The organism is Streptomyces liliifuscus, from assembly GCF_016598615.1.
Taxonomy (GTDB): domain Bacteria; phylum Actinomycetota; class Actinomycetes; order Streptomycetales; family Streptomycetaceae; genus Streptomyces; species Streptomyces liliifuscus.
This window is the reverse complement of the sequence record NZ_CP066831.1, coordinates 7,844,878-7,863,580: the sequence shown is the minus strand read 5'-3', so window position 1 is coordinate 7,863,580 and position 18,703 is coordinate 7,844,878. Positions and strand designations below refer to the sequence as shown.

The 18,703-nt window shown below is 70.8% G+C and carries 18 protein-coding genes; 6 read left to right on the top strand and 12 right to left on the bottom strand.

Annotation, left to right across the window (positions count from 1 at the left end):
• Positions 1–136: 136 nt before the first annotated feature.
• The 5 genes from JEQ17_RS33830 to JEQ17_RS33810 form a co-directional block, all read right to left on the bottom strand.
• On the bottom strand, positions 137–1,090 hold the full coding sequence (locus tag JEQ17_RS33830) for an ROK family glucokinase (RefSeq protein ID WP_200398792.1): 954 nt from the start codon (positions 1,088–1,090) through the stop codon (positions 137–139).
• Positions 1,091–1,143: 53 nt separating this feature from the next.
• Positions 1,144–1,623, bottom strand: coding sequence for a DUF5304 domain-containing protein (locus JEQ17_RS33825; RefSeq protein ID WP_200398791.1), 480 nt, complete (start codon positions 1,621–1,623; stop codon positions 1,144–1,146).
• A gap of 93 nt (positions 1,624–1,716) precedes the next feature.
• Positions 1,717–2,898 (bottom strand): ArsA family ATPase, encoded by a 1,182-nt coding sequence (locus JEQ17_RS33820; RefSeq protein ID WP_200398790.1) that lies wholly within the window; start codon positions 2,896–2,898, stop codon positions 1,717–1,719.
• 258 nt (positions 2,899–3,156) lie between these two features.
• Complete coding sequence (locus tag JEQ17_RS33815) at positions 3,157–3,600, bottom strand: SRPBCC family protein (protein ID WP_055618724.1); 444 nt, start codon at positions 3,598–3,600, stop codon at positions 3,157–3,159.
• 138 nt (positions 3,601–3,738) lie between these two features.
• Positions 3,739–4,563, bottom strand: coding sequence for a metallophosphoesterase family protein (locus JEQ17_RS33810; RefSeq protein WP_200398789.1), 825 nt, complete (start codon positions 4,561–4,563; stop codon positions 3,739–3,741).
• 310 nt (positions 4,564–4,873) lie between these two features.
• Between JEQ17_RS33810 and JEQ17_RS33805 the strand changes: the two genes are divergently transcribed.
• Positions 4,874–6,670, top strand: coding sequence for an AMP-dependent synthetase/ligase (locus JEQ17_RS33805; protein WP_200398788.1), 1,797 nt, complete (start codon positions 4,874–4,876; stop codon positions 6,668–6,670).
• Between the two features lie 214 nt (positions 6,671–6,884).
• Here JEQ17_RS33805 and JEQ17_RS33800 read toward each other — a convergent pair whose 3' ends face one another.
• A complete protein-coding gene (locus JEQ17_RS33800) occupies positions 6,885–8,027 on the bottom strand; it encodes a glycosyltransferase family 4 protein (protein ID WP_200398787.1) in 1,143 nt (380 codons plus the stop codon).
• A 139-nt stretch (positions 8,028–8,166) separates the two neighbouring features.
• On the opposite strand from JEQ17_RS33800, the gene JEQ17_RS33795 reads away from it, so the two are divergent.
• Positions 8,167–9,399 (top strand): glycosyltransferase family 87 protein, encoded by a 1,233-nt coding sequence (locus JEQ17_RS33795; RefSeq protein ID WP_200398786.1) that lies wholly within the window; start codon positions 8,167–8,169, stop codon positions 9,397–9,399.
• On the opposite strand, the gene JEQ17_RS33790 is transcribed toward JEQ17_RS33795, so the two are convergent.
• Positions 9,363–10,673: an MATE family efflux transporter gene (locus tag JEQ17_RS33790; protein ID WP_200398785.1), complete on the bottom strand. Its 1,311-nt coding sequence runs from the start codon at positions 10,671–10,673 to the stop codon at positions 9,363–9,365. The genes JEQ17_RS33795 and JEQ17_RS33790 overlap by 37 nt on opposite strands.
• Positions 10,674–10,778: 105 nt before the next feature.
• On the opposite strand from JEQ17_RS33790, the gene JEQ17_RS33785 reads away from it, so the two are divergent.
• Positions 10,779–11,303, top strand: a complete 525-nt coding sequence (locus JEQ17_RS33785) for a PadR family transcriptional regulator (protein ID WP_200398784.1) — start codon at positions 10,779–10,781, stop codon at positions 11,301–11,303.
• Positions 11,304–11,330: 27 nt separating this feature from the next.
• Here JEQ17_RS33785 and JEQ17_RS33780 read toward each other — a convergent pair whose 3' ends face one another.
• The 5 genes from JEQ17_RS33780 to JEQ17_RS33760 form a co-directional block, all read right to left on the bottom strand.
• Complete coding sequence (locus JEQ17_RS33780; protein ID WP_407700107.1) at positions 11,331–12,554, bottom strand: hypothetical protein; 1,224 nt, start codon at positions 12,552–12,554, stop codon at positions 11,331–11,333.
• Between the two features lie 205 nt (positions 12,555–12,759).
• Positions 12,760–13,773 (bottom strand): C40 family peptidase, encoded by a 1,014-nt coding sequence (locus JEQ17_RS33775; RefSeq protein WP_200398783.1) that lies wholly within the window; start codon positions 13,771–13,773, stop codon positions 12,760–12,762.
• Between the two features lie 274 nt (positions 13,774–14,047).
• On the bottom strand, positions 14,048–15,079 hold the full coding sequence (locus JEQ17_RS33770) for a C40 family peptidase (RefSeq protein ID WP_200398782.1): 1,032 nt from the start codon (positions 15,077–15,079) through the stop codon (positions 14,048–14,050).
• Positions 15,080–15,478: 399 nt separating this feature from the next.
• Positions 15,479–16,831, bottom strand: a complete 1,353-nt coding sequence (locus JEQ17_RS33765; RefSeq protein WP_200398781.1) for an NYN domain-containing protein — start codon at positions 16,829–16,831, stop codon at positions 15,479–15,481.
• Between the two features lie 35 nt (positions 16,832–16,866).
• Complete coding sequence (locus JEQ17_RS33760) at positions 16,867–17,106, bottom strand: hypothetical protein (protein ID WP_055615920.1); 240 nt, start codon at positions 17,104–17,106, stop codon at positions 16,867–16,869.
• Positions 17,107–17,261: 155 nt separating this feature from the next.
• Between JEQ17_RS33760 and JEQ17_RS33755 the strand changes: the two genes are divergently transcribed.
• From JEQ17_RS33755 to JEQ17_RS33745, 3 genes are all read left to right on the top strand, one after another.
• On the top strand, positions 17,262–18,002 hold the full coding sequence (locus JEQ17_RS33755) for a rhomboid family intramembrane serine protease (protein WP_200398780.1): 741 nt from the start codon (positions 17,262–17,264) through the stop codon (positions 18,000–18,002).
• Entirely contained in the window at positions 17,999–18,280 is a 282-nt protein-coding gene (locus JEQ17_RS33750) for an Lrp/AsnC family transcriptional regulator (RefSeq protein WP_055615922.1), read from the top strand. Before JEQ17_RS33755 ends, JEQ17_RS33750 begins: the two co-directional genes overlap by 4 nt.
• A 147-nt stretch (positions 18,281–18,427) precedes the next feature.
• Positions 18,428–18,691, top strand: coding sequence for a small secreted hydrophilic protein (locus tag JEQ17_RS33745; RefSeq protein WP_200398779.1), 264 nt, complete (start codon positions 18,428–18,430; stop codon positions 18,689–18,691).
• The last annotated feature ends 12 nt before the right edge of the window (positions 18,692–18,703 follow it).

Genomic DNA, 18,703 nt, shown 5'->3' with positions numbered 1-18,703 from the left:
GAACTGCGCAATCTTTTAGGGGCGCGGGGAACTGCGCGACCAGCCCCCACGTACCCGCAGACAACCCACAACCCGCACCCCCACAAACAGAACCGCCCGCCCACCCCGGAGGGAAAGGCGGGCGGTCGAAGCGTGGCTACATGATCGGGTCGGGCTCCCGAGCCAGATCCGCCGCGCCCACCAGCCCCGCCTCGTTGCCCAGTTGGGCGGCGATGACGTCAGCGACCGGGCGCCAGTTGCCACCCACGAGCCAGCGCTTGTACGACTTGCGGATGGGGTCGAGGACCAGCTCGCCCTCGTCCGAGAGACCGCCGCCGACGATGAACGCGGAGGGGTCGAAGAGCGAGGCCAGATCGGCCAGCCCGGCACCGGCCCAGCGGGCCAGCTCACGGTAGGAGTCGACGGCCACCAGGTCGCCCTGGCGCGCGGCCATCGAGATGTGCTTGCCCTCGATGCCGTCGGGGGAGCCGTCGCCGAGCGACAGCAGGATCTCCGCGTTCTCGGGGGTCGCGTTGGCGCGCTGCTTCGCGTATCTGACGAGGGCGCGACCGGACGCGTACTGCTCCCAGCAGCCCTGGGAGCCGCAGCCGCACAGCAGGCCGTCGGGGACCATCCGGATGTGGCCGAACTCGGCGGCCACGCCGAAGTGCCCGCGGCGCAGCTTGTTGCCGATGATGATGCCGCCGCCGAGGCCGGTGCCCAGGGTGATGCAGATGACGTTGCGGTGGCCTTTGCCCGCGCCGAACTTGTACTCGCCCCACGCCGCCGCGTTCGCGTCGTTCTCGACGACGACCGGCAGGCCCACGCGGGCCTCCACCTCGTCCTTCAGGGGCTCCTGCCGCCAGTCGATGTTCGGCGCGAAGTAGACCGTCGAGCGCTGGCGGTTGACGTATCCGGCGGCACCGATGCCCACGCCGACGATCTCGTGCCCCGCCCGGGCGCCCTCTACGGCCGCTGCGATCGCGTCCACGATGGCCTGCGGCGTCGTCGGAGTCGGCACCTTGAAGGTCGAGAGGATGTTGCCTTCCTCATCGACCACGCCGGCCGCGATCTTCGTGCCGCCGATATCGACGCCGATGGTGAGTCCCATGAATCCCTCAGTTTCGGTCGAGCCCCGCTACGGCCAACCGTACCCGAGGGGCTTCAGTCGAGGTCGATGTGTTCACCGGGACCGGTGCCCTCGTCACGGGGGCCCTGGGCGGTGTCACGGGTGGTCCAGCGCCGCTCCTGCGCCTCGACCGCGGAGCGGTAGGCGGCGAGCAGTTCGGAGCCGGCGGTGGCCAGGTGGTCGAAGACGTCGGGGTTGCGCTCGATGACGGGCTCGACGGCGGCCTTGGCCTGCTGCACGACCTGGTTGACCATCTGCTGGGCGGCGCCGCCGGCGACCGCGCCGAGCAGCGGCGACTGCAGTCCGGACAGCTTGTCGGCGACGGCGTCGACGAGCTTGCGCAGCTCCTCGGCGGCCGAGCCGGGCGGCTGGCCGTACTGGGTGCGGCGGCGGGCCTTCTCCGCCGCGAGGTCCTCGGCGCACGCCTTCGCCCAGGCATCGGCGTCGGTCGCGCGCACCTCGTCGAGCGCGTCCTTGGCGGCGTCGGCGTCGGACGTGGGGCGCTCATCGCTCATGGCGGACTCCAAGCGTGGGATCTGTATCTCTCGACGTTACCCGAACGGGGGTACGCCGTTCATCGTGTGCGCGGCCACAGAAACGGGACTCGGTCACCTTTCCCGGGGCCACAGGTCCGGGTCCGGTGCGAAGCGGACGGCCAGTTCGCCGTCGCGCAGGGAGGCGCCGTCCACCGTGCAGCGGCGCAGGGCGGACGGGAGGGGCACGATCCGGCGGAACTGCCCGGCGGTGACGACGAGTTCGTCGCCACGTCGTACGAGGTCCAGCTCCTCCCGTATCGCACCGGGAAGGGGGATGTGCCAGACGAGCACGCCGTCGTCGGCGAGCCGGTCGGCGACCGGCCACTCGACCGGTCCCGGGGCCTCGCCCGGCGCGGGCACGGGCAGCGCGGCGAGGTCCTCGGCGCCGCGCGGGTCCCGGCCGAGGTGCGGAAGCTCGCGCACGTCGAACGTCCGCCCCCACTCGTCACGCCACTCGTCGAGCGCCTTGCGCTGCTGTACGGCGAGAGCGGCAAGCCAGGTGTCGGGGGACGCGTCGGGCAGGACGCGGTTCGCGACCAGGACGTCGGTGCGCAGACCACGCAGGGCGAGGCCGGTGGCTGCGGTGCGTACGGCGTCGGTGCCGGCCGGGCCCGGCTCGGCGACCAGCCGTACGGTCGTCGCCGCGTCCTCGACGGCCAGCTGGACGGCGGCCAGCTCGACGTCCCAGCGGGCCGCCGTCTCGTACAGCCACTCCGAGGGCATCGGGACACCGGCGAGACGGCCGAGCACGGGGCGCAGCGCGCGGGCGGCCTGGCGCTCCGCGGGGAGCAGACGGCGGAGGTAGCGGCGCAGCTGTTCGGGCAGGGCGAGGAGGGCGAGTGCCTGGGGGGTGGGCGGCAGGTCGACGACCAGGAGGTCGTACGTGTCCGCCGTGGCCGCGTCGCGCAGGGCACGGAGCAGGGCGAGTTCCTCGGCGCCGGGGAGGGGGGTGAGTTCCTCGCCGTCCAGACGGGCTGCGCCCAGGAGGTCGAGGGCGGTGGTGGCGCGGTCCTGGAACGCGAGGAGGTCCGTGCGGAAGGCGTCGGTGGCGTCCGGGCGCCAGGTGGTGAGGTGGGGGGCGGCCTCGGTGGGGGTGGCGCCGGTGGGGGTGCCGAGGGTGGCGCCGAGGGTGTCGGTGCGGTCGGCTGTGAGCACCAGGGTGCGGGTTCCCTGGCGGGAGGCTTCCAGGGCGGTGGCCGCGGCGACGGTGGTGCGGCCGGAGCCGCCGGGGCCGGTGATCAGGATGGTGCGCATGTCTGTCAACGGTACCTGTGCCTGGCCGGCGGGCTGAGCAGAGAGGGTCTCGCCCCCGCCGCCCCTACCCGTCCCATCACGTTCCTGGGGACTCCGCCCCCAGACCCCCGGCATCGCGCTGAACGCGCTCGTCCTCAAACGCCGGACGGGCTGGGTGGGGTGGGCGGGGCTGATGGGGGTGGGTGAGAGATCGGCCTGAACGGCCTCGTCCTCAAACGCCGGACGGGCTGGAAGTCAGCCCCCACTCACCCGCGCCGCCTACTTCTCGCCCGACTCCACCCTCTTCTTCAAGCCCGCCAGCGCGCGGTCGATGATGACCTTCTCCGCCTTGCGCTTGATCATGCCGAGCATGGGGATCTTGACGTCGACGGTGAGCTGGTAGGTGACCTGGGTGGCGCCGGTGCCCGCGGGCTTGAGGATGTAGGAGCCGTCGAGGGAGCGGAGCATCTGGGACTTGACCAGGGTCCAGGAGACCTCGTGGTCGCCGGTCCAGGTGTAGCCGAGGGTCTGGTCGTCCTTGATCGCGCCGGCGTCCATGACGAGGCGTACCTGCTCCGCGCGGCCCTTCTCGTCCGTGGCGAGCACCTCCGCCTCCTTCACCTCTCCGGTCCAGTCCGGATAGCGGGCGAAGTCGGCGATCACCGCCATGACATCGGCCGGTGCCGCCTCGATCGTGATGCTCGAGCTGGTGTGTTCCGCCATCGCTGTGGCTCCTCCAGATGCGGTCCGGACATAGGGGTGTTCGTCGGGGTACGAACGCTTCCTACCTGTGTATGCAGCGTGAAGGCTACCGCGCGGCGGACGGCCCGCCGCCCCCGCCCCTGCGACCGCCGGTGGCCCTCACCACTCCAGCACCCACGGCTTCCCCGTTCCGGCGAAGTGACCCACGTTCACGCACTCCGTGGCGCCGACGCGCATCCGCCGGGCGAGGGGCTGGTGGACGTGACCGAAGAGCGAATAGCGCGGCCGGGTGCGCCGGATCGCGTCGAGCAGTGCCCGGCTCCCCCGCTCGAAGCGCCGCGCCACCGTGTCGTAGACGAGCTCGGGCACCTCCGGCGGGATGTGCGTGCACAGCACGTCGACCTCTCCGACCGCCTCGATCTTCGCCGCGTACTCCTCGTCGCTGATCTCGTACGGCGTCCGCATCGGCGTACGCAGGCCCCCGCCGACGAAGCCGAAAACGCGGCCGCCGATCTCGACCCGCTCGCCGTCGAGCACGGTGGTGCCGGGTCCGGCGTACTCCGACCACAGGGGCGGCACGTCGACGTTGCCGTAGGTGGCGTACGTCGGGATGGGGAACGCCGCGAACAGTTCGGCGTACTGCTTGCGTACGGCCTTCTCGATGGCGGGTCCGCGGTCGACGCCCGCCCACAGCCGCGCGCCGAAGGCCCGGGCCTCCTCGTAGTGGCGGGCTGTGCGCAGCTCGACGATGCGGTCCGTGTTCTCGGTGCCGAAGAGGTCGGGGAAGATGCCGCGGGAGTGGTCGGCGTAGTCGATGAAGAGCACGAGGTCGCCGAGACAGATCAGGGCGTCCGCGCCGTCACCGGCCCTGACCAGGTCACGGACGTTGCCGTGCACGTCGCTCACCACATGGATGCGCGTCTTTCGGGCCTCGCCGCCCGGGCCCCCGATGTCGTCGGCGTCGCCGCCTTGTGTGCCTGCCATGGCGATCAAGGGTAAGCCTGTGGAGCAAACGTGTGTAGACGCGGGCGGACCTGCGGTTACCTCCCAGTCAGTAACGTGGTGGACTACCCTGCGTGGAGAAACACTCAAGAGGAACACCAACGCGTGTGACGCGGGGAACATCTCACCCGACCCCCCTGTCGTAGAGGCAGTACCGGCGGGTAACGTCCGGGCAGTCCAGTCGTGCTCAGGGTTTCAACCACCTGAGTCCCAGAGCACACGCCCGAGCCTTGGACCGCTCCGTCGCATCACACGAAGTCGTGGCGTCGGCGCCCTATGAGGAGCAGCAGTCTTGCGCGAGTTCAGCCTTCCGGCTTTGTACGAGGTCCCCGCGGACGGCAATCTGACCGACATCGTCCGCAGAAACGCCGCGCAGCATCCGGACGTGGCGGTCATCGCCCGTAAGGTCGGCGGCACTTGGACGGATGTCTCGGCCACGACCTTCCTCGCCGAGGTACAGGCCGCCGCCAAGGGCCTGATCGCCTCGGGCGTGGCGCCGGGCGACCGGGTCGGCCTGATGTCCCGTACGCGCTACGAGTGGACGCTCCTCGACTTCGCGATCTGGAGCGCGGGCGCGGTCACCGTACCGGTGTACGAGACCAGCTCGGCGGAGCAGGTGCAGTGGATCCTCGGCGACTCGGGCGCGACCGCCGTCGTCGTGGAGCTGGACGCGCACGCGGCCGCCGTGGAGTCGGTCCGCGACGGGCTGCCCCACCTCAAACACATCTGGCAGATCGAGGGCGGCGGCGTCGAGCAGCTCGGCCGGGCCGGCAAGGACGTCTCGGACGCGGCCGTGGAGGAGCGCAGTTCGCTCGCCAAGGCCGACGACCCGGCGACCATCGTCTACACGAGCGGCACGACCGGGCGCCCCAAGGGCTGTGTGCTGACCCACCGCAGCTTCTTCGCCGAGTGCGGCAACATCGTGGAGCGGCTGCGCCCCCTGTTCCGTACGGGTGAGTGTTCGGTACTGCTCTTCCTGCCGCTCGCGCACGTCTTCGGGCGGCTCGTGCAGGTCGCGCCGATGATGGCGCCGATCAAGCTGGGCATGGTCCCGGACATCAAGAACCTCACGGACGAACTGGCCTCGTTCCGGCCGACGTTGATCCTCGGTGTGCCGCGCGTCTTCGAGAAGGTCTACAACTCGGCGCGGGCCAAGGCGCAGGCGGACGGCAAGGGCAAGATCTTCGACAAGGCGGCGGACACGGCGATCGCGTACAGCCGCGCGCTGGACACTCCGTCGGGCCCGTCGATCGGCCTGAAGATCAAGCACAAGACGTTCGACAAGCTCGTCTACAGCAAGCTGCGCGCGGTGCTCGGCGGCAAGGGCGAGTACGCGATCTCGGGCGGCGCCCCGCTGGGTGAGCGTCTGGGTCACTTCTTCCGCGGTATCGGCTTCACGGTCCTGGAGGGCTACGGCCTCACCGAGTCCTGCGCGGCCACCGCCTTCAACCCGTGGGACCGGCAGAAGATCGGCACGGTCGGCCAGCCGCTGCCGGGTTCCGTGATCCGCATCGCGGACGACGGCGAGGTGCTGCTGCACGGCGAGCACCTGTTCAAGGGGTACTGGAACAACGAGGCCGCGACCGCCGAGGCGCTCGCCGACGGCTGGTTCCACACAGGTGACATCGGCACGCTCGACGAGGACGGCTATCTGCGGATCACCGGCCGCAAGAAGGAGATCATCGTCACCGCGGGCGGCAAGAACGTCGCCCCGGCCGTGATCGAGGACCGCATCCGCGCGCACGCGCTGGTCGCGGAGTGCATGGTCGTCGGTGACGGGCGTCCGTTCGTGGGCGCGCTCATCACCGTCGACGACGAGTTCCTGGGCCGCTGGGCCGACGAGCACGGCAAGCCGGCGGGTTCCACCGCGGCGTCGCTCGGACAGGATCCGGATCTGCTCGCGGCGATCCAGAGCGCTGTCGACGACGGCAACGCCGCGGTGTCGAAGGCGGAGTCGGTGCGGAAGTTCCGGATTCTCGCCCACCAGTTCACCGAGGACTCCGGCCACCTCACACCGTCCCTGAAGCTCAAGCGCAATGTGGTGGCGAAGGACTACGCGGACGAGATCGAGGCCATCTATCGAGGCTGAGCCTCACTGAGTCCTTCTTGTGGCACGGGCCCGGTGGTTGTGATGGCTGCGGCCCGGTGGGGGCTGATCGCGCAGTTCCCCGCGCCCCTGAAAAGACGGCAGGTGCAGCCCCAGCCCCTTTAGGGGCGCGGGGAACTGCGCGATCAGCCACGACGCACCCGCACCCACCCGACAACCTTCCCCGCCGAGCTCCAAGAACCAGCAAGCCGCAGCCCTACAGCAGCTCCTTCAACCGCTCCGCCAGCAAATCCCAGCGCCACCGCTCCTCGACCCACTCCCGCCCCCGCTCCCCCATCCGGCACCGCAGCTCCGGATCGCCGAGCAGCGCGACGATGCGATCGGCCGCGTCCTCCGGGGAGCCGCCACGGACGACCCAGCCGGTCTCGCCGTCGAGGACGGCATCGGGCGCTCCGCCGGAGTCGCCGGCGACGACGGGAAGCCCGGTCGCGGAGGCCTCCAGGTAGACGATGCCGAGGCCCTCGACGTCGAGGCCCCCACGACGGGTGCGGCACGGCATGGCGAAGACATCGCCCGCGCCGTAGTGGGCGGGGAGTTCGGACCAGGGAACGGCCCCGGTGAAGCGGACGGAGTCGACGACACCGGTCTCGTGCGCGAGCCTGCGCAAGTCCTTCTCGTACGGCCCGCCGCCCACGATCAGCAGCACCGCCTCGGGCTCGCTCGCCAGGATCCGCGGCATCGCGAGGATGAGCGTGTCCTGGCCCTTGCGCGGGACGAGCCGGGAGACGCAGACGACGACCGGGCGGTCGGTCAGGCCGAGCCGGGCTCGGACCGCGTCACCACCCGAACCGGGATGGAAGGTCTTCTCGTCGACACCCGGCGGCAGTTGGGCCATCCGCGCGGCCGCCTCGGGCGTCAGCGCGGCGGCGATCCGCGAGCGGGTGTACTCGCCGAGATACGTGATCGTGTCCGTCGACTCGCCGATCCTGCGCAGCAGTTCGCGCGAGCCGGGCAGTTGCGCCCACCCCGCCTCATGACCGTGCGTCGTGGCCACGAGGCGCTCGGCGCCGGCCTTCCTCAGCGCGGGCGCCAGCAGCCCGAGCGGTGCCGCGGCACCGAACCACACCGACGTGCAGCCGTGGTCCCGGAGCAGCCCCACGGCCCGCCGGGAGACCCTCGGAGTGGGCAGCAGCATGGTTGTTCGGTCGCGTACGATGACGAAGGGCTGTTCGGCGTCGAAGGCGGCCGTCGCCTCGGCTCCCTCCCGGCCCCGCTTCCACGTGGAGGCGTAGACGACGAGCCGCTCGGGGTCCAGGCGCAACGCCATGTTGTGCAGGAAGGCCTGGATGCCGCCCGGCCTCGGCGGGAAGTCGTTGGTCACGATCAGGGTCTTGTGCATCGCCGTCGACAGTACCGAAAGCACGGACGTACCGAACCCGCACCCGGCAGCTCCGCACGGCCGCGCTTCATGGCTCTCGCACAGGCGCGCGGGGAATCATGGCCGCACACAGGATCCGTACGGAAGAGGACAGGTGGGCATGACGGGAGCAAGGGGGGCGAGGTTCCCGTATCCGCTGGTGGGGGCCTGGGGCCTGACCAGGCTGATGCTGTTGCTCTTCGTCTTCAAGGTGTGGATCTTCCCCGGCCCCGATGTCACCAGCGACGTCTCGGTGATCTACCAGGGCTGGTACGAGATCCTGCGCACCGGCACCTTCCCGCTGGACGACGTGACCTGGCAGTACCCGCCGGCCGCGGCCCTCGCGATCCTCTCCCCCGCGCTGCTGCCCTTCCTCGAGTACACCTCGGCGTTCTTCGTCCTCGCCTTCCTCGCCGACCTGGTCGCCTTCGCCCTGCTCCTGTACGCGGGCCGGCGCCCGGGCAAGTCGCTGCGCGGCGCCTGGGTGTGGGTGGTGGGCGTACCGCTGCTCGGGCCGACGGTCTACTCGCGGTACGACGTGATGGTGACGGCCGTCGTCGTGGCCGCGATCCTCGTGGGCGCCCGGCATCCGCGCGTGATGGGCGTGCTCGTCGCGTTCGGCGCGATGCTGAAGGTGTGGCCGGCGCTGCTGCTCGTGGGCACGGCGAAGCGGAAGGCGTGGGGCTCGGCGGCGGCGACGGCCGCGGGGCTGGCACTGCTGTTCGCGGTGTCGATGCCCGGCGCGTTCGCGTTCATGACCTTCCAGCGCGACCGTGGGACCGAGGTCGAGTCACTCGGTTCCCTGGTCTTCCATATCGCCCGGCACCACGGCTGGGAGGGCCAGGTCCTGCTCAACTACGGCTCGGTGGAGTTCCTCGGCCCGCATGTGGCCCTGGTGAGCACGGCGGCCCTGCTGCTGACGGGGCTCGCGTTCGGCTGGCTGCTGATGTGGCGGCTGCTGGCGACACGCTTCCTGGCGCACACGCTCGCGGACGCCGCCTTCGTGGCGGTGCTCCTGTTCACGACGACCAGCCGGGTGATCAGCCCGCAGTACATGGTGTGGCTGGTCGGTCTGGCCGCCGTGTGCCTGGCCTTCCGCGGCAGCCGGATGGGGCTGCCTGCCGGGATGGTCCTGACGGCGTGCTTCTTCACGGTCCTGGAGTTCCCCGTCTATTTCGCGAACGTCGTCGGCAGTGACAGCCTCGGCATCACCCTGCTGGTGATCCGCAACGGCCTGCTGGTCGCCGCGTCCGTCACCGCCTGCACCCTCCTCTGGCGCGACACGGTGTCGTACGCGACCCGGGCCGAGCTGCCCGCTCAGACGGCCCGCACCCAGGAGCCGCTGAACTCCTGACGGCGCAGGCACGGCAGGAGCACCGCGCACTGCACGGCCATGGCGAGCGCCATCGCGAGACAGATCCCGGGCAGACCGAGCCCCGACAAGGCGTACGCGAGCGCCAGTTGAACCGCCGTGCCGAGTGCCGTCACCCGCAGCAGCACGGGTGCGCCTCCGCCGCCCTCGAACACCCCGCCCAGCGCGATGCAGCAGGCCATCAGCAGCAGATACGGCCCGGCACAGCGCAGGAACAGCACCCCCTGGTGCGCCACATCGGGCCCGGCGCCGAAGGCCCGCATGATCCAGGGCGCGAGGGCGAGCAGCAGAACCCCGGACACCAGACCCAGCACCCCGGACACCAGCACGGCCTGCCGCCCGATGGCCCGCCGCTCCTCCCGCCCCTCCCCCCGGGTGTGCGCGGTGTGGATGGCGGCGGCCTGCCGCACGGCGTAGAAGGCCATCGTGGCGACGTACATGACCTTGTACGCGATCGCGTACGCGGCCACGGCGCTCACGCCGAGCCGGGCCACCACCGCGACGAGGACGAGTGCGCCGGTCTGGCGCACGGTGAAGTCGGCGGACATGGGCAGGCCGGTCCTGAGCGTCCGGCGCAGCGCGGACCCGGTGGCCTCGGCGGGGCGGGCCGACGCGGCCGCCCGGAGCACGCTGTTGCGGCGCAGCGCCCACAGACCCACCGCGAGGGCCGCACCACGGCACAGGACCGTGGAGGCGGCGGCGCCGCGGACGCCGTACGAGTGGATGAGCAGCGGGTCGAGGACCAGGATCAGCCCGTTGGCGAGCAGGGCGAGCCGCATCGGGGTCCTGGTGTCGCCCGCGCCCTTGAGGATGCCGTCGACGAGGTTCTGCGCGAAGAAGACGGCGATGCCCGGCAGGGAGATCGCGAAGTAGCCGACGGCGAGGGCGAGCGCGGCCCCGTCGTCGCCACCGAGCACGAGCCGCGCGAGCGGTTCCCGCAGGAGCCGGCCACCGACCGCGACGACCGGTGTGACCAGGGCGAACAGGGCCCAGCCGCCTCGCACGGCGGCCCGTAGCGCGCCCGGGTCCCGGGCACCTCTTGCGTGCGCTACCAGGACGGTCGTGCCGGAGGCGAAGACCAGGGCGACGCCGAGCAGCACGTTCTCGGCGTTGGTGGCGACCGCGACGGCCGCGACGGCATCGGGGCCGAGCCGGGAGACCCAGACGGTGTTGATGATTCCGGCGGTGACGCTCGCCAGCAGGGAGAAGTACACGGGATGAGCGAGCGATATCAGCTGCCTGCGGTGGTCGTTCACCGAACCCCCCTCGATCCGAGCTACCTCGTTTAGAGGTAGCTCGATAAGAGGTAGCATGCCTGGTACGAGGCGCGCAAGGACACACGAGCGAAGGAGCAGCCGCCAGTGCTGGAGCTGTCGATCCTGGGCTTTCTCTCCGAAGAGCCGCTGCACGGATACGAGTTGAAGGAGCGCATCAAGGCGCTCAGCGGCCATGTCCGGCCGGTCAGCGACGGCGCGCTCTACCCCGCGATCACCCGCCTGGTCACGGCGGGCCTGCTGGACCAGCACACCGAGCCGGGGTCGAGCGCCGCCCCGCGCCGCATCCTGTCCCTGACCGGGCAGGGCCGCGAGACCCTCCTGGAACGCCTGCGCCACCCCAAGGACGTCGAGATCACCGACCAGGTCCGCTTCAACACGCTGCTCGCGTTCCTTCGGCATCTCCCCGACCGCCACGAGCAGGCGGCGGTACTCCGAAGGCGCCTGGACTTCCTCGACACTCCGACGAGCTTCTTCTACCGGGACGAGCGGCCGGTACGGGCGGAAGAGACGGCCGACCTCTTCCGCCAGGGCATGCTCCGGGTGGCCCGGGCAACGGGCGAGGCGGAACGGGCATGGCTCGCAGAGGCGATCACCCAACTGGAGAGCTGATCGGCCGGCGGGGCGCCACCAGGGCCCTCAGCCCAGCCGGTCCCGCACATACGCCCGCCACAACCCCGTGAACTCCTCCAGCGACGTACCCAGAACCTCCTTCATCCCCGCCTCCACCGCTCCCGCCCTCTTCTCGTGCTCCCCCACGGCCCGGTAGAACTCCCCCAGCCGTACCTCGCCCCACCGCTCGGCGATCAACCGGCAGGCCAGCCACCCGCCCTCGTAGGCCCGTGCCAGCGCCCCCGCGTCCCCGCCGAAGCCGAAGTCCCCGTCGCCAGGCAGCGCGGTGGGCACCCGGCCCTCGGCCACCGCCCGCGCCAGCTCCGGCGCGGCCTGTGGCGCGGTGCGCCCGGTGCCGCGGTAGCCGACCCAGTCCGCGTACCCCTCGGAGAGCCACAGCGGGGTGGCCGCCGAGGTCGACGCGCGGGTCGCGACATGGGTCGTCTCGTGCGTGAGGACGACCTGCCGCCCGAAGGCGCCGAGCACCCCGTACGCGTCCGGGTTGACGATGATCCGGTCGGCGGGCGCCTTCGCGGATCCGCCCGCCTCGCCCGTGGTGACCGCGGCGATCCCCCGGTACCCGGACGCGGGCGCCCCGAGCAGCCCCGCCATCCCGTCCAGCGACTTCGGTACGAGGACGACGACCCGCCGCGACCAGTCCTCGCCCCACGCCTCCCGCACCGCGGGCACCGCCCGGTCGGCCAGTTCCGCGTAGTGGCGCAGCGCGTCGCGCGGGCGACCGACGCCCAGGACGAGGCTGTGCTCGCCGCGTACGGCCAGGACGGCCCCCTGCTCCCACAGCTGCTGGCTGGAGTCCTTGGCGGGCCGGTCGTCGGTCACGTACCAGCGCCCGTCGGCCCGTGCGAGGCTCAGCGTGCGGGCGGTGACGATGGGGGCCTTGTCGTAGCCCTCTATGCGGTAGCGGAGCTCCGCGTCGGCCGTGGCACGGTCGCCGGAGCGACGGAGGCCGGTCACGCGGTACGCCCAGTCGGCGAGTGGGACCGCCCGCAGGTTCCTGAACTCGGTGCGCGCGGCGGCCCGTTCCCCGGCGACGAGATCGGCCGGTGCCTGCGTCGCCACGAACTCCCGCTCGCTGCCGTCGCGTACCGCCGCCGCCCGGGTGTCGAGCACGCGCTGGACGTCACCGGAGGCGCTGTCGTTCCCGGAGCCGCCGCCGCAGCCGGCCGACGCGGTGAGAGCGGCCAACAACAGCCCCACGACCCACCTCGGCGCACGCCCACGACCAGCCACGACCCTGATCGTACGGCGCCCGGCCGCGGTCCTGTCGTCACATTCCCGTCGTCCGCCCGGAGGGCGGGCCCCGCGGCGTCCGGTGCGTGCGATCGCAAGGCGCCGGAGAGCCCTCGTAGCGGAGCTACTTGGACTCTCCGGCAACGCCGCGAGCGTGCGTGCCGGACGCCGCGGGGCAGACGGGAATGTGACGACAGGACCGAGGTCAGGGGCGCGTCACGGTGTTGACGGGCATCATGCCCACCGGGTCGTAGCGCACCGGGGCGCCCGGGTAGGGCGCGTGGATCACCTGGCCGTTGCCCACGTACATTCCGACATGGCTGGCGTCGCCCCGGTAGGTGACGATGTCGCCGGGCTGCGCCTGGGAGAGCGGCACCGACCGTCCGGTGTGCGCCTGGGCCTGCGAGGTGCGCGGCAGCCCCACACCGGCCTGCGCGTACGACCACTGGGTGAGGCCCGAGCAGTCGAACCCGGTGGGTCCGTTGGCGCCCCAGACGTACGGGCGGCCGACGGCCGAGCGGGCCGCGGCGACGGCGGCCGCCGCGCGGCCGGAGGACGGGACCGCGCCGGCGAGGTCGGGGACACGGCCGCCCGAGCGGGAGGCCCGGTCGTAGGCGGCACGGTCGGCGTCCGGCATCGCGTTGAGCAACTGCCGTGCCTTGGACAGCTTCTGCTCGACGGTGCGTTTGTGCCGGGCGACGGCCTTACGGCTCTTGTCCAGTTCGGTGAGCTTGCGGGTCGCCTCCTCGCGCTCCTGGGAGAGATCACGCATGGCGCCCTGCAGTTCCTTGAGTTCCCCGGCCTGCCGGGAGCTGATCCGGTCGAGCACGGCCGCCTTGTCGAGGTACTCGTCGGGGTCATCGGAGAACATCAGCGCCAGCGAGGGATCGAGGCCGCCGGAGCGGTACTGGGCCCCGGCGAGCGAACCGAGCGCGTCCCGCATGGTGTTGATGCGGTCCTGCTGTCTGGCGATCCGGTCCTGCGCCCTGTCCACCTGGTCGCGCAGGGTGTCCGAGCGCTCGTCGGCCTTGTTGTACGACTCGGTGGCGTGCTCGGCCTCCTCGTACAGCCGGTCCACCTCTGCACGGGTGTCGTCCTGCGGCGCGGCGCCGGCCGGCAGGACGCCGAGGGCCGCGGCCGCGGCGGTCAGTACGCACAGGGTGGCGCCTCGGGCGCCCCGGTCGAAGCCGGACGGTACAAGGCGGCGATGGGACCCCACAGGAAGCCGCACTCCCTTCCGCTGACGTGCCCCCGGAGTTGGGGGAAACGCGGCAGACAGTAGCCGTGCGACTACGCGGTGGCCAAAGACCCATACGGGTACACAACGTGACGCCCCGCCTCAGACGCAGGTCATCAGCGGGGCGTGGGGTCAGCGCGGGTTACGGGAATTCGCCCGTTCGGGCGGCGTGGCGATCAACCTCCCCGCAGGCCCGGAGACGTTCCGGGCCGGACGGGGAATCAGCTCGCGGACGAGCGGGCGAGGGAGCCGGGGATCAGACCCGGACGCCGAACTGGAAGGTGCCGATCGTGCTCATCGACTCGAGACGGACGACGGCGCCCGGCTTCGGGGCGTGCACGATGACGCCGTTGCCCGCGTACAGACCGACGTGGCCGAGGCTGTTGAAGAAGACCAGGTCGCCGGGCTTGAGCTGATCGCGGCCGATCTTCGTGCCGTCGTTCTGCTGCGTGTAGGTGGTCCGGGATATCGACACACCGGCCTGGCCGTACGCCCACTGCGTCAGACCCGAGCAGTCGTACGAGTTGGGGCCGCTGCCGCCGGAGACGTACGGCTTGCCCATCTGGGTCTTGGCGGCGGCGAGGGCGGCGGCGCCGCGCTCGGAGGCGGGCACCTCGTTGCCGAGCTCGATGCGGTCCCCGGCGTCCCGGCTGGCACGCGTGTCCGCGGTCTTCAGGGCCGCCTGCTCCTGCGCGGTCAGGGTGTTGAGGAGCTTGCGCGCGTCGGCGAGCTTGTTCTGGACTTCCTTCTTCTTCTGAGCCAGCGTCTTGCGGGTCTCGGAGAGGTCCTTGAGCTTGCCGGCGGCTTCATCGCGCTGCTGGGCGAGGGTGCGCTGCTTCTCCTGGACCTTCTTCAGCGCCTCGACCTGCTGAGCGCTCAGCTGGTCGATCGTGGACGCCTTGTCGAGGTAGTCGTCCGGGTCGGAGGAGAGGAAGAGCTGGACGGAGGGATCGATCGCGCCCGTGCGGTACTGGGAGCTGGCCATCAGACCGAGGCTGTCGCGCATGGTGTTGAGCTCGTCCTGGCCTCGCGCGACCTGGTCCTGGATGGTGTCGATCTCCTTTTCGAGCTTCTTCACCTTCTCCTCGGCCCCGTTGGCCCTGTCCGTGGCCCGCGCCGAGTCCTCGTAGAGCGCGTCGACCTTGGCCTTGACCTCGTCCTTGTTCGGCTTCTCGCTGGGCGCGGCGTTGGCCGCCTGCGAGCTGAGGGCCACGGCTGCAGCGGCGGCGGTGGTGAGCACGGTCACACGGGTGCGGCTCGGCTGCTTCGGTCGACGGTGGGACGCCACGGAGGCGAGCTCCTTCATTACCTCAGCCGCCCACCGAGAACACCGGTTGGCGGTGCCCCTCCACCGTCACTCCCAATGAGTGATCACCCGAGTAGAGGTTCGACGCCCGACCCTAGTGATGTTCTTGTGATCAGTTCAAATCCTCCTCGGAAAAATCTCGGTCACCGACCGCATTCTTTGCACTCAACTCACATGCAGTAATGCCCGTTTGACGCTACGTTGCGTGAAGGTTTCGCCAATTCGGGCAAGATGCACATGTGTTGCACTTGGGGTGCCTGTTACGTAGGTGACGTACACCATCAGAAGGGCGGCAGCACGAAATTCCCTTGCGGAGTCGCTTGAAACCCGCTCGGCCGGACGCGCGGAACCCGCTTGCCCGGACCTTTGGGGCCCGCGTGCTCAGCCGCGCGAGAAACGCTTCAGGAGCACCGCGGAGGCCACCGGGCGCGCCCCGGCCTTCGCCACGCCGTCGGCCACCTCGCGGTCGGTCGAGACCACGATGACGGGCCGCCCGGGCGGCTCGGCGCGCACCAGCTGACGGATCAACTCGTCGGCGGTGACGCCCGGTTTGGAGAAGAGCACCCGCACCCCGCGCGGCGGCGCGAGCAACACCGGTGCGGCCAGCTCGGCCCCGTCGAAGACACAGGTGACCTCGGCGCCGGTCTGCGCGGCGAGCTGCGAGAGCTGTCCGAGGAGCCGCAGCCGCTGCTTCTCCAGGGGCATCTGCGGATAGCCGGTCTTGGTGACGTTGTAGCCGTCGACGACCAGATGCGCCTGCGGCAGCGCGAGCAGCTGGTCGAGGATCGCGGGATCGTTTTCGGACAGCGCACGGGCCGCGATGTCTTTTGGTGTCATCCGTCCCGGTTCGACCGCGTCCACGGTCTCCGCGGGCCGCACCGACACCGGCGGCAGGGCGAGTTCGCGCCGCAGCCCCTGCGCCGCGTCGAGCACGGTGTCGAGCAGCAGCCGTACGCGCATGTCCTCGACGCTGCGTCCCTCACGGGCCGCGCGACGAGTGGCCTCCAGGGTGGCCTCGACCTCGCTCAGCCGCGCCTTGAGCCGCCGGCTCTCGCTCTCGGCGGCGGACACATGAGCCTGCCCCTCGCCACGGACGGCCTCCATCTCGCCTCGCAGCTTGCGCACGGCCGCCTCGCCGCGCTTGACGTCACTGAGGGCCCCGCGCAGCTTGCGGTGAAGCGATTCGGCTTCCTTCTTCGCCGACTCCAGCTCCGTCCGCAGCCGCTCGGTCTCGGTGCGGGTCTGGGCGCGCGCCTCGGCGAGTTCCTCGCGCAGCCGGTCGAGCTCGGCCCGGGTCTCCTCGTCGGCGCGCTCGGCGTCCGCCCGCAGGGCCTCCTCGCCCGCGGCGGTCACCAGCTTCACCCAGCCCGGGGGGCGCAGCACATAGGCCGCGGCCGCCACGTCCAGCGGGTCCGCGGCCGGGGGCGGCGAGCCGGAGTCGAGGGCGCCGGTCAGCTCCGACTGGGCCTCTCTGAGCTTCTCGGCGATGCGCTGTCTGAAAAGCGGGTCCGTCTCCAGGGCCGCCGCCATCGCGTTGCCCGCGAACTTGGCACGACGATTGGGGGCGAACCGGGCGTACTGCCGCAGCTGTACGGGCAGTTCGGCCACGGTCAGTCCGCCGAAACCGTCCGAGACGATCTGTACGACCCTGCGACGCACGCCGTCGGGCAGCGGACGGTCGAGCACCTCGGCGGCGCCGTCGTCCGGCTCCCCGCCCGTGGTGGTCTCCACCATCCTTCACCCCATCGTCCGTGCGGGGCCCGCTCCTGTCAGGAGCCGGCGCCCGGCCTGTCCACCAGTTCCACCTGATCCACCGCGTTGCACCAGCGACAGCGCACCGACTCGATGGTCTCACTGACCACCTCGCGCTCCTCGATCTTCGGTTCCCCGGCCAGGTCCAGATGCACGTACTCGACGACCTTCGACGAACGCGTCACGTCGAATCGCGTGAGGTTGCCGCAGAGCGTGCAGCGCCACCGGGTCTCGGCAGTCGGCAGGGGAACCGTCATCGTTGCAGTCGCTCTCTTTCCTGAGTCCTGTGCCGCACCAGGTTCCCTGGAGCGTGTGGCTCGTAACCCTAAGGCCTGGCGGGTACTCGACGCCCGTCCACCGGGAGCGGCGAGGCGCTCTGTGCGGTTCGGTCCCGTTACGTCATGCTCTGTTCATGATCGGCAACTGGGGTAGGCCCGTCGACAGGGCAGTCAGGGCGGTCCGGGGTCAGTCCGCTCCGGTGACCTACGGACTGATCGCCCTGTGCTGCCTGGTCTTCGTGATCGGTCCGGGCTCGGGCCTCAGTCCCGCGTACGGCACCGGTGACGAGCTCCTTTCCGCGCAACGGGCCTATTTCGAGCGCTGGGGGGTGGTGCCCGTCGAACTGTTCGAGGGGACGCCCAGGGCCGCTCTCACTCCGGCCACCGCCCTCTTCGTGCACGGCAGCTGGCTGCATCTGCTGGGGAACATGCTCTTCCTCTATGTCTTCGGGGCGATGGCCGAGGAGAGGATGGGCCACTTCGCGTTCGCCCTCTTCTATCTGGGCTGTGGCTACCTCGCCCTGTTCGGCTACGCGGCCGCCCACTCCGACTCCGCGCAGACGTTGGTCGGCGCGTCAGGGGCGATCTCCGCGGTCCTCGGTGCGTTCCTCTACCTGTTCCCCAAAGCCCGGGTGACCAGTCTCTTTCCGTTCCTCTTCTTCCTGCCGCTGCGGTTTCCGGCGTGGGTGGTCCTGCCCTTCTGGGTGTCCCTCCAGTGGATGGCCGCGAGCCGCGCGACCCAGGGGCCGGCGGTGGCGTATCTGGCGCATTTGCTGGGGTTCTCGGCGGGGTTCCTCTACACGTGGGTGCGCTATGGACGTGCGGCTAGAGTGAAAACTCCAGCGACGGCCACCGAGGGAGAAAACCAGCCGTGATCACCGCGATCGTGCTCATCAAGACCAGCGTGGACCGGATCCCCGAGATCGCGGAGTCGATCGCCGCGCTGGACTCCGTCAGTGAGGTGTTCTCCGTGACCGGCACGTACGACTTGATCGCCATGGTCCGGGTGAAGGCGCATGACGATCTGGCGGATGTGATTCCCGGGATGATCAGCAAGATTCCGGGGGTGGAGGGGACGGATACGCATGTGGCGTTCCGTACGTACTCTCAGCATGATCTTGAGGCCGCGTTCGCGATTGGGCTCGACAACTAGTTCGGGTCCTGGGGGTCGGATGTCGGCTGCGGGTCGCGTGTGGCCGGTCGCGCAGTTCCCCGCGCCCCTTGCGGGGCCCGGCCCGGATGAAGAGTTCTTCATCCGGCGCTCATCGGGGGCACCGGTGAGGGCCGGAGCATCGGGGGCATGGTTTTCTCTCATCGGATGGCGGCTCTCGCCGCTGTGGTGGTGATTCCTCTGGGGATCGCCGCCACGAGTTACGCCCTGACCGACAGTCCGGAGTCTCCCAAGGTGCCGCCCAAGGTGGAGTTGGAGAGCGGGTCGCCGTCCGCGACGCCCGCGTCGACCGCCTCTCCCACGCCGACTCCGACGCCGAGTGACGAGGTCGTTTCGCGGCCTCCGGTGAGTGACGACGATGACGATGACGACGGACCCGGGGACGACGGCTGAGCCCGTACCCGC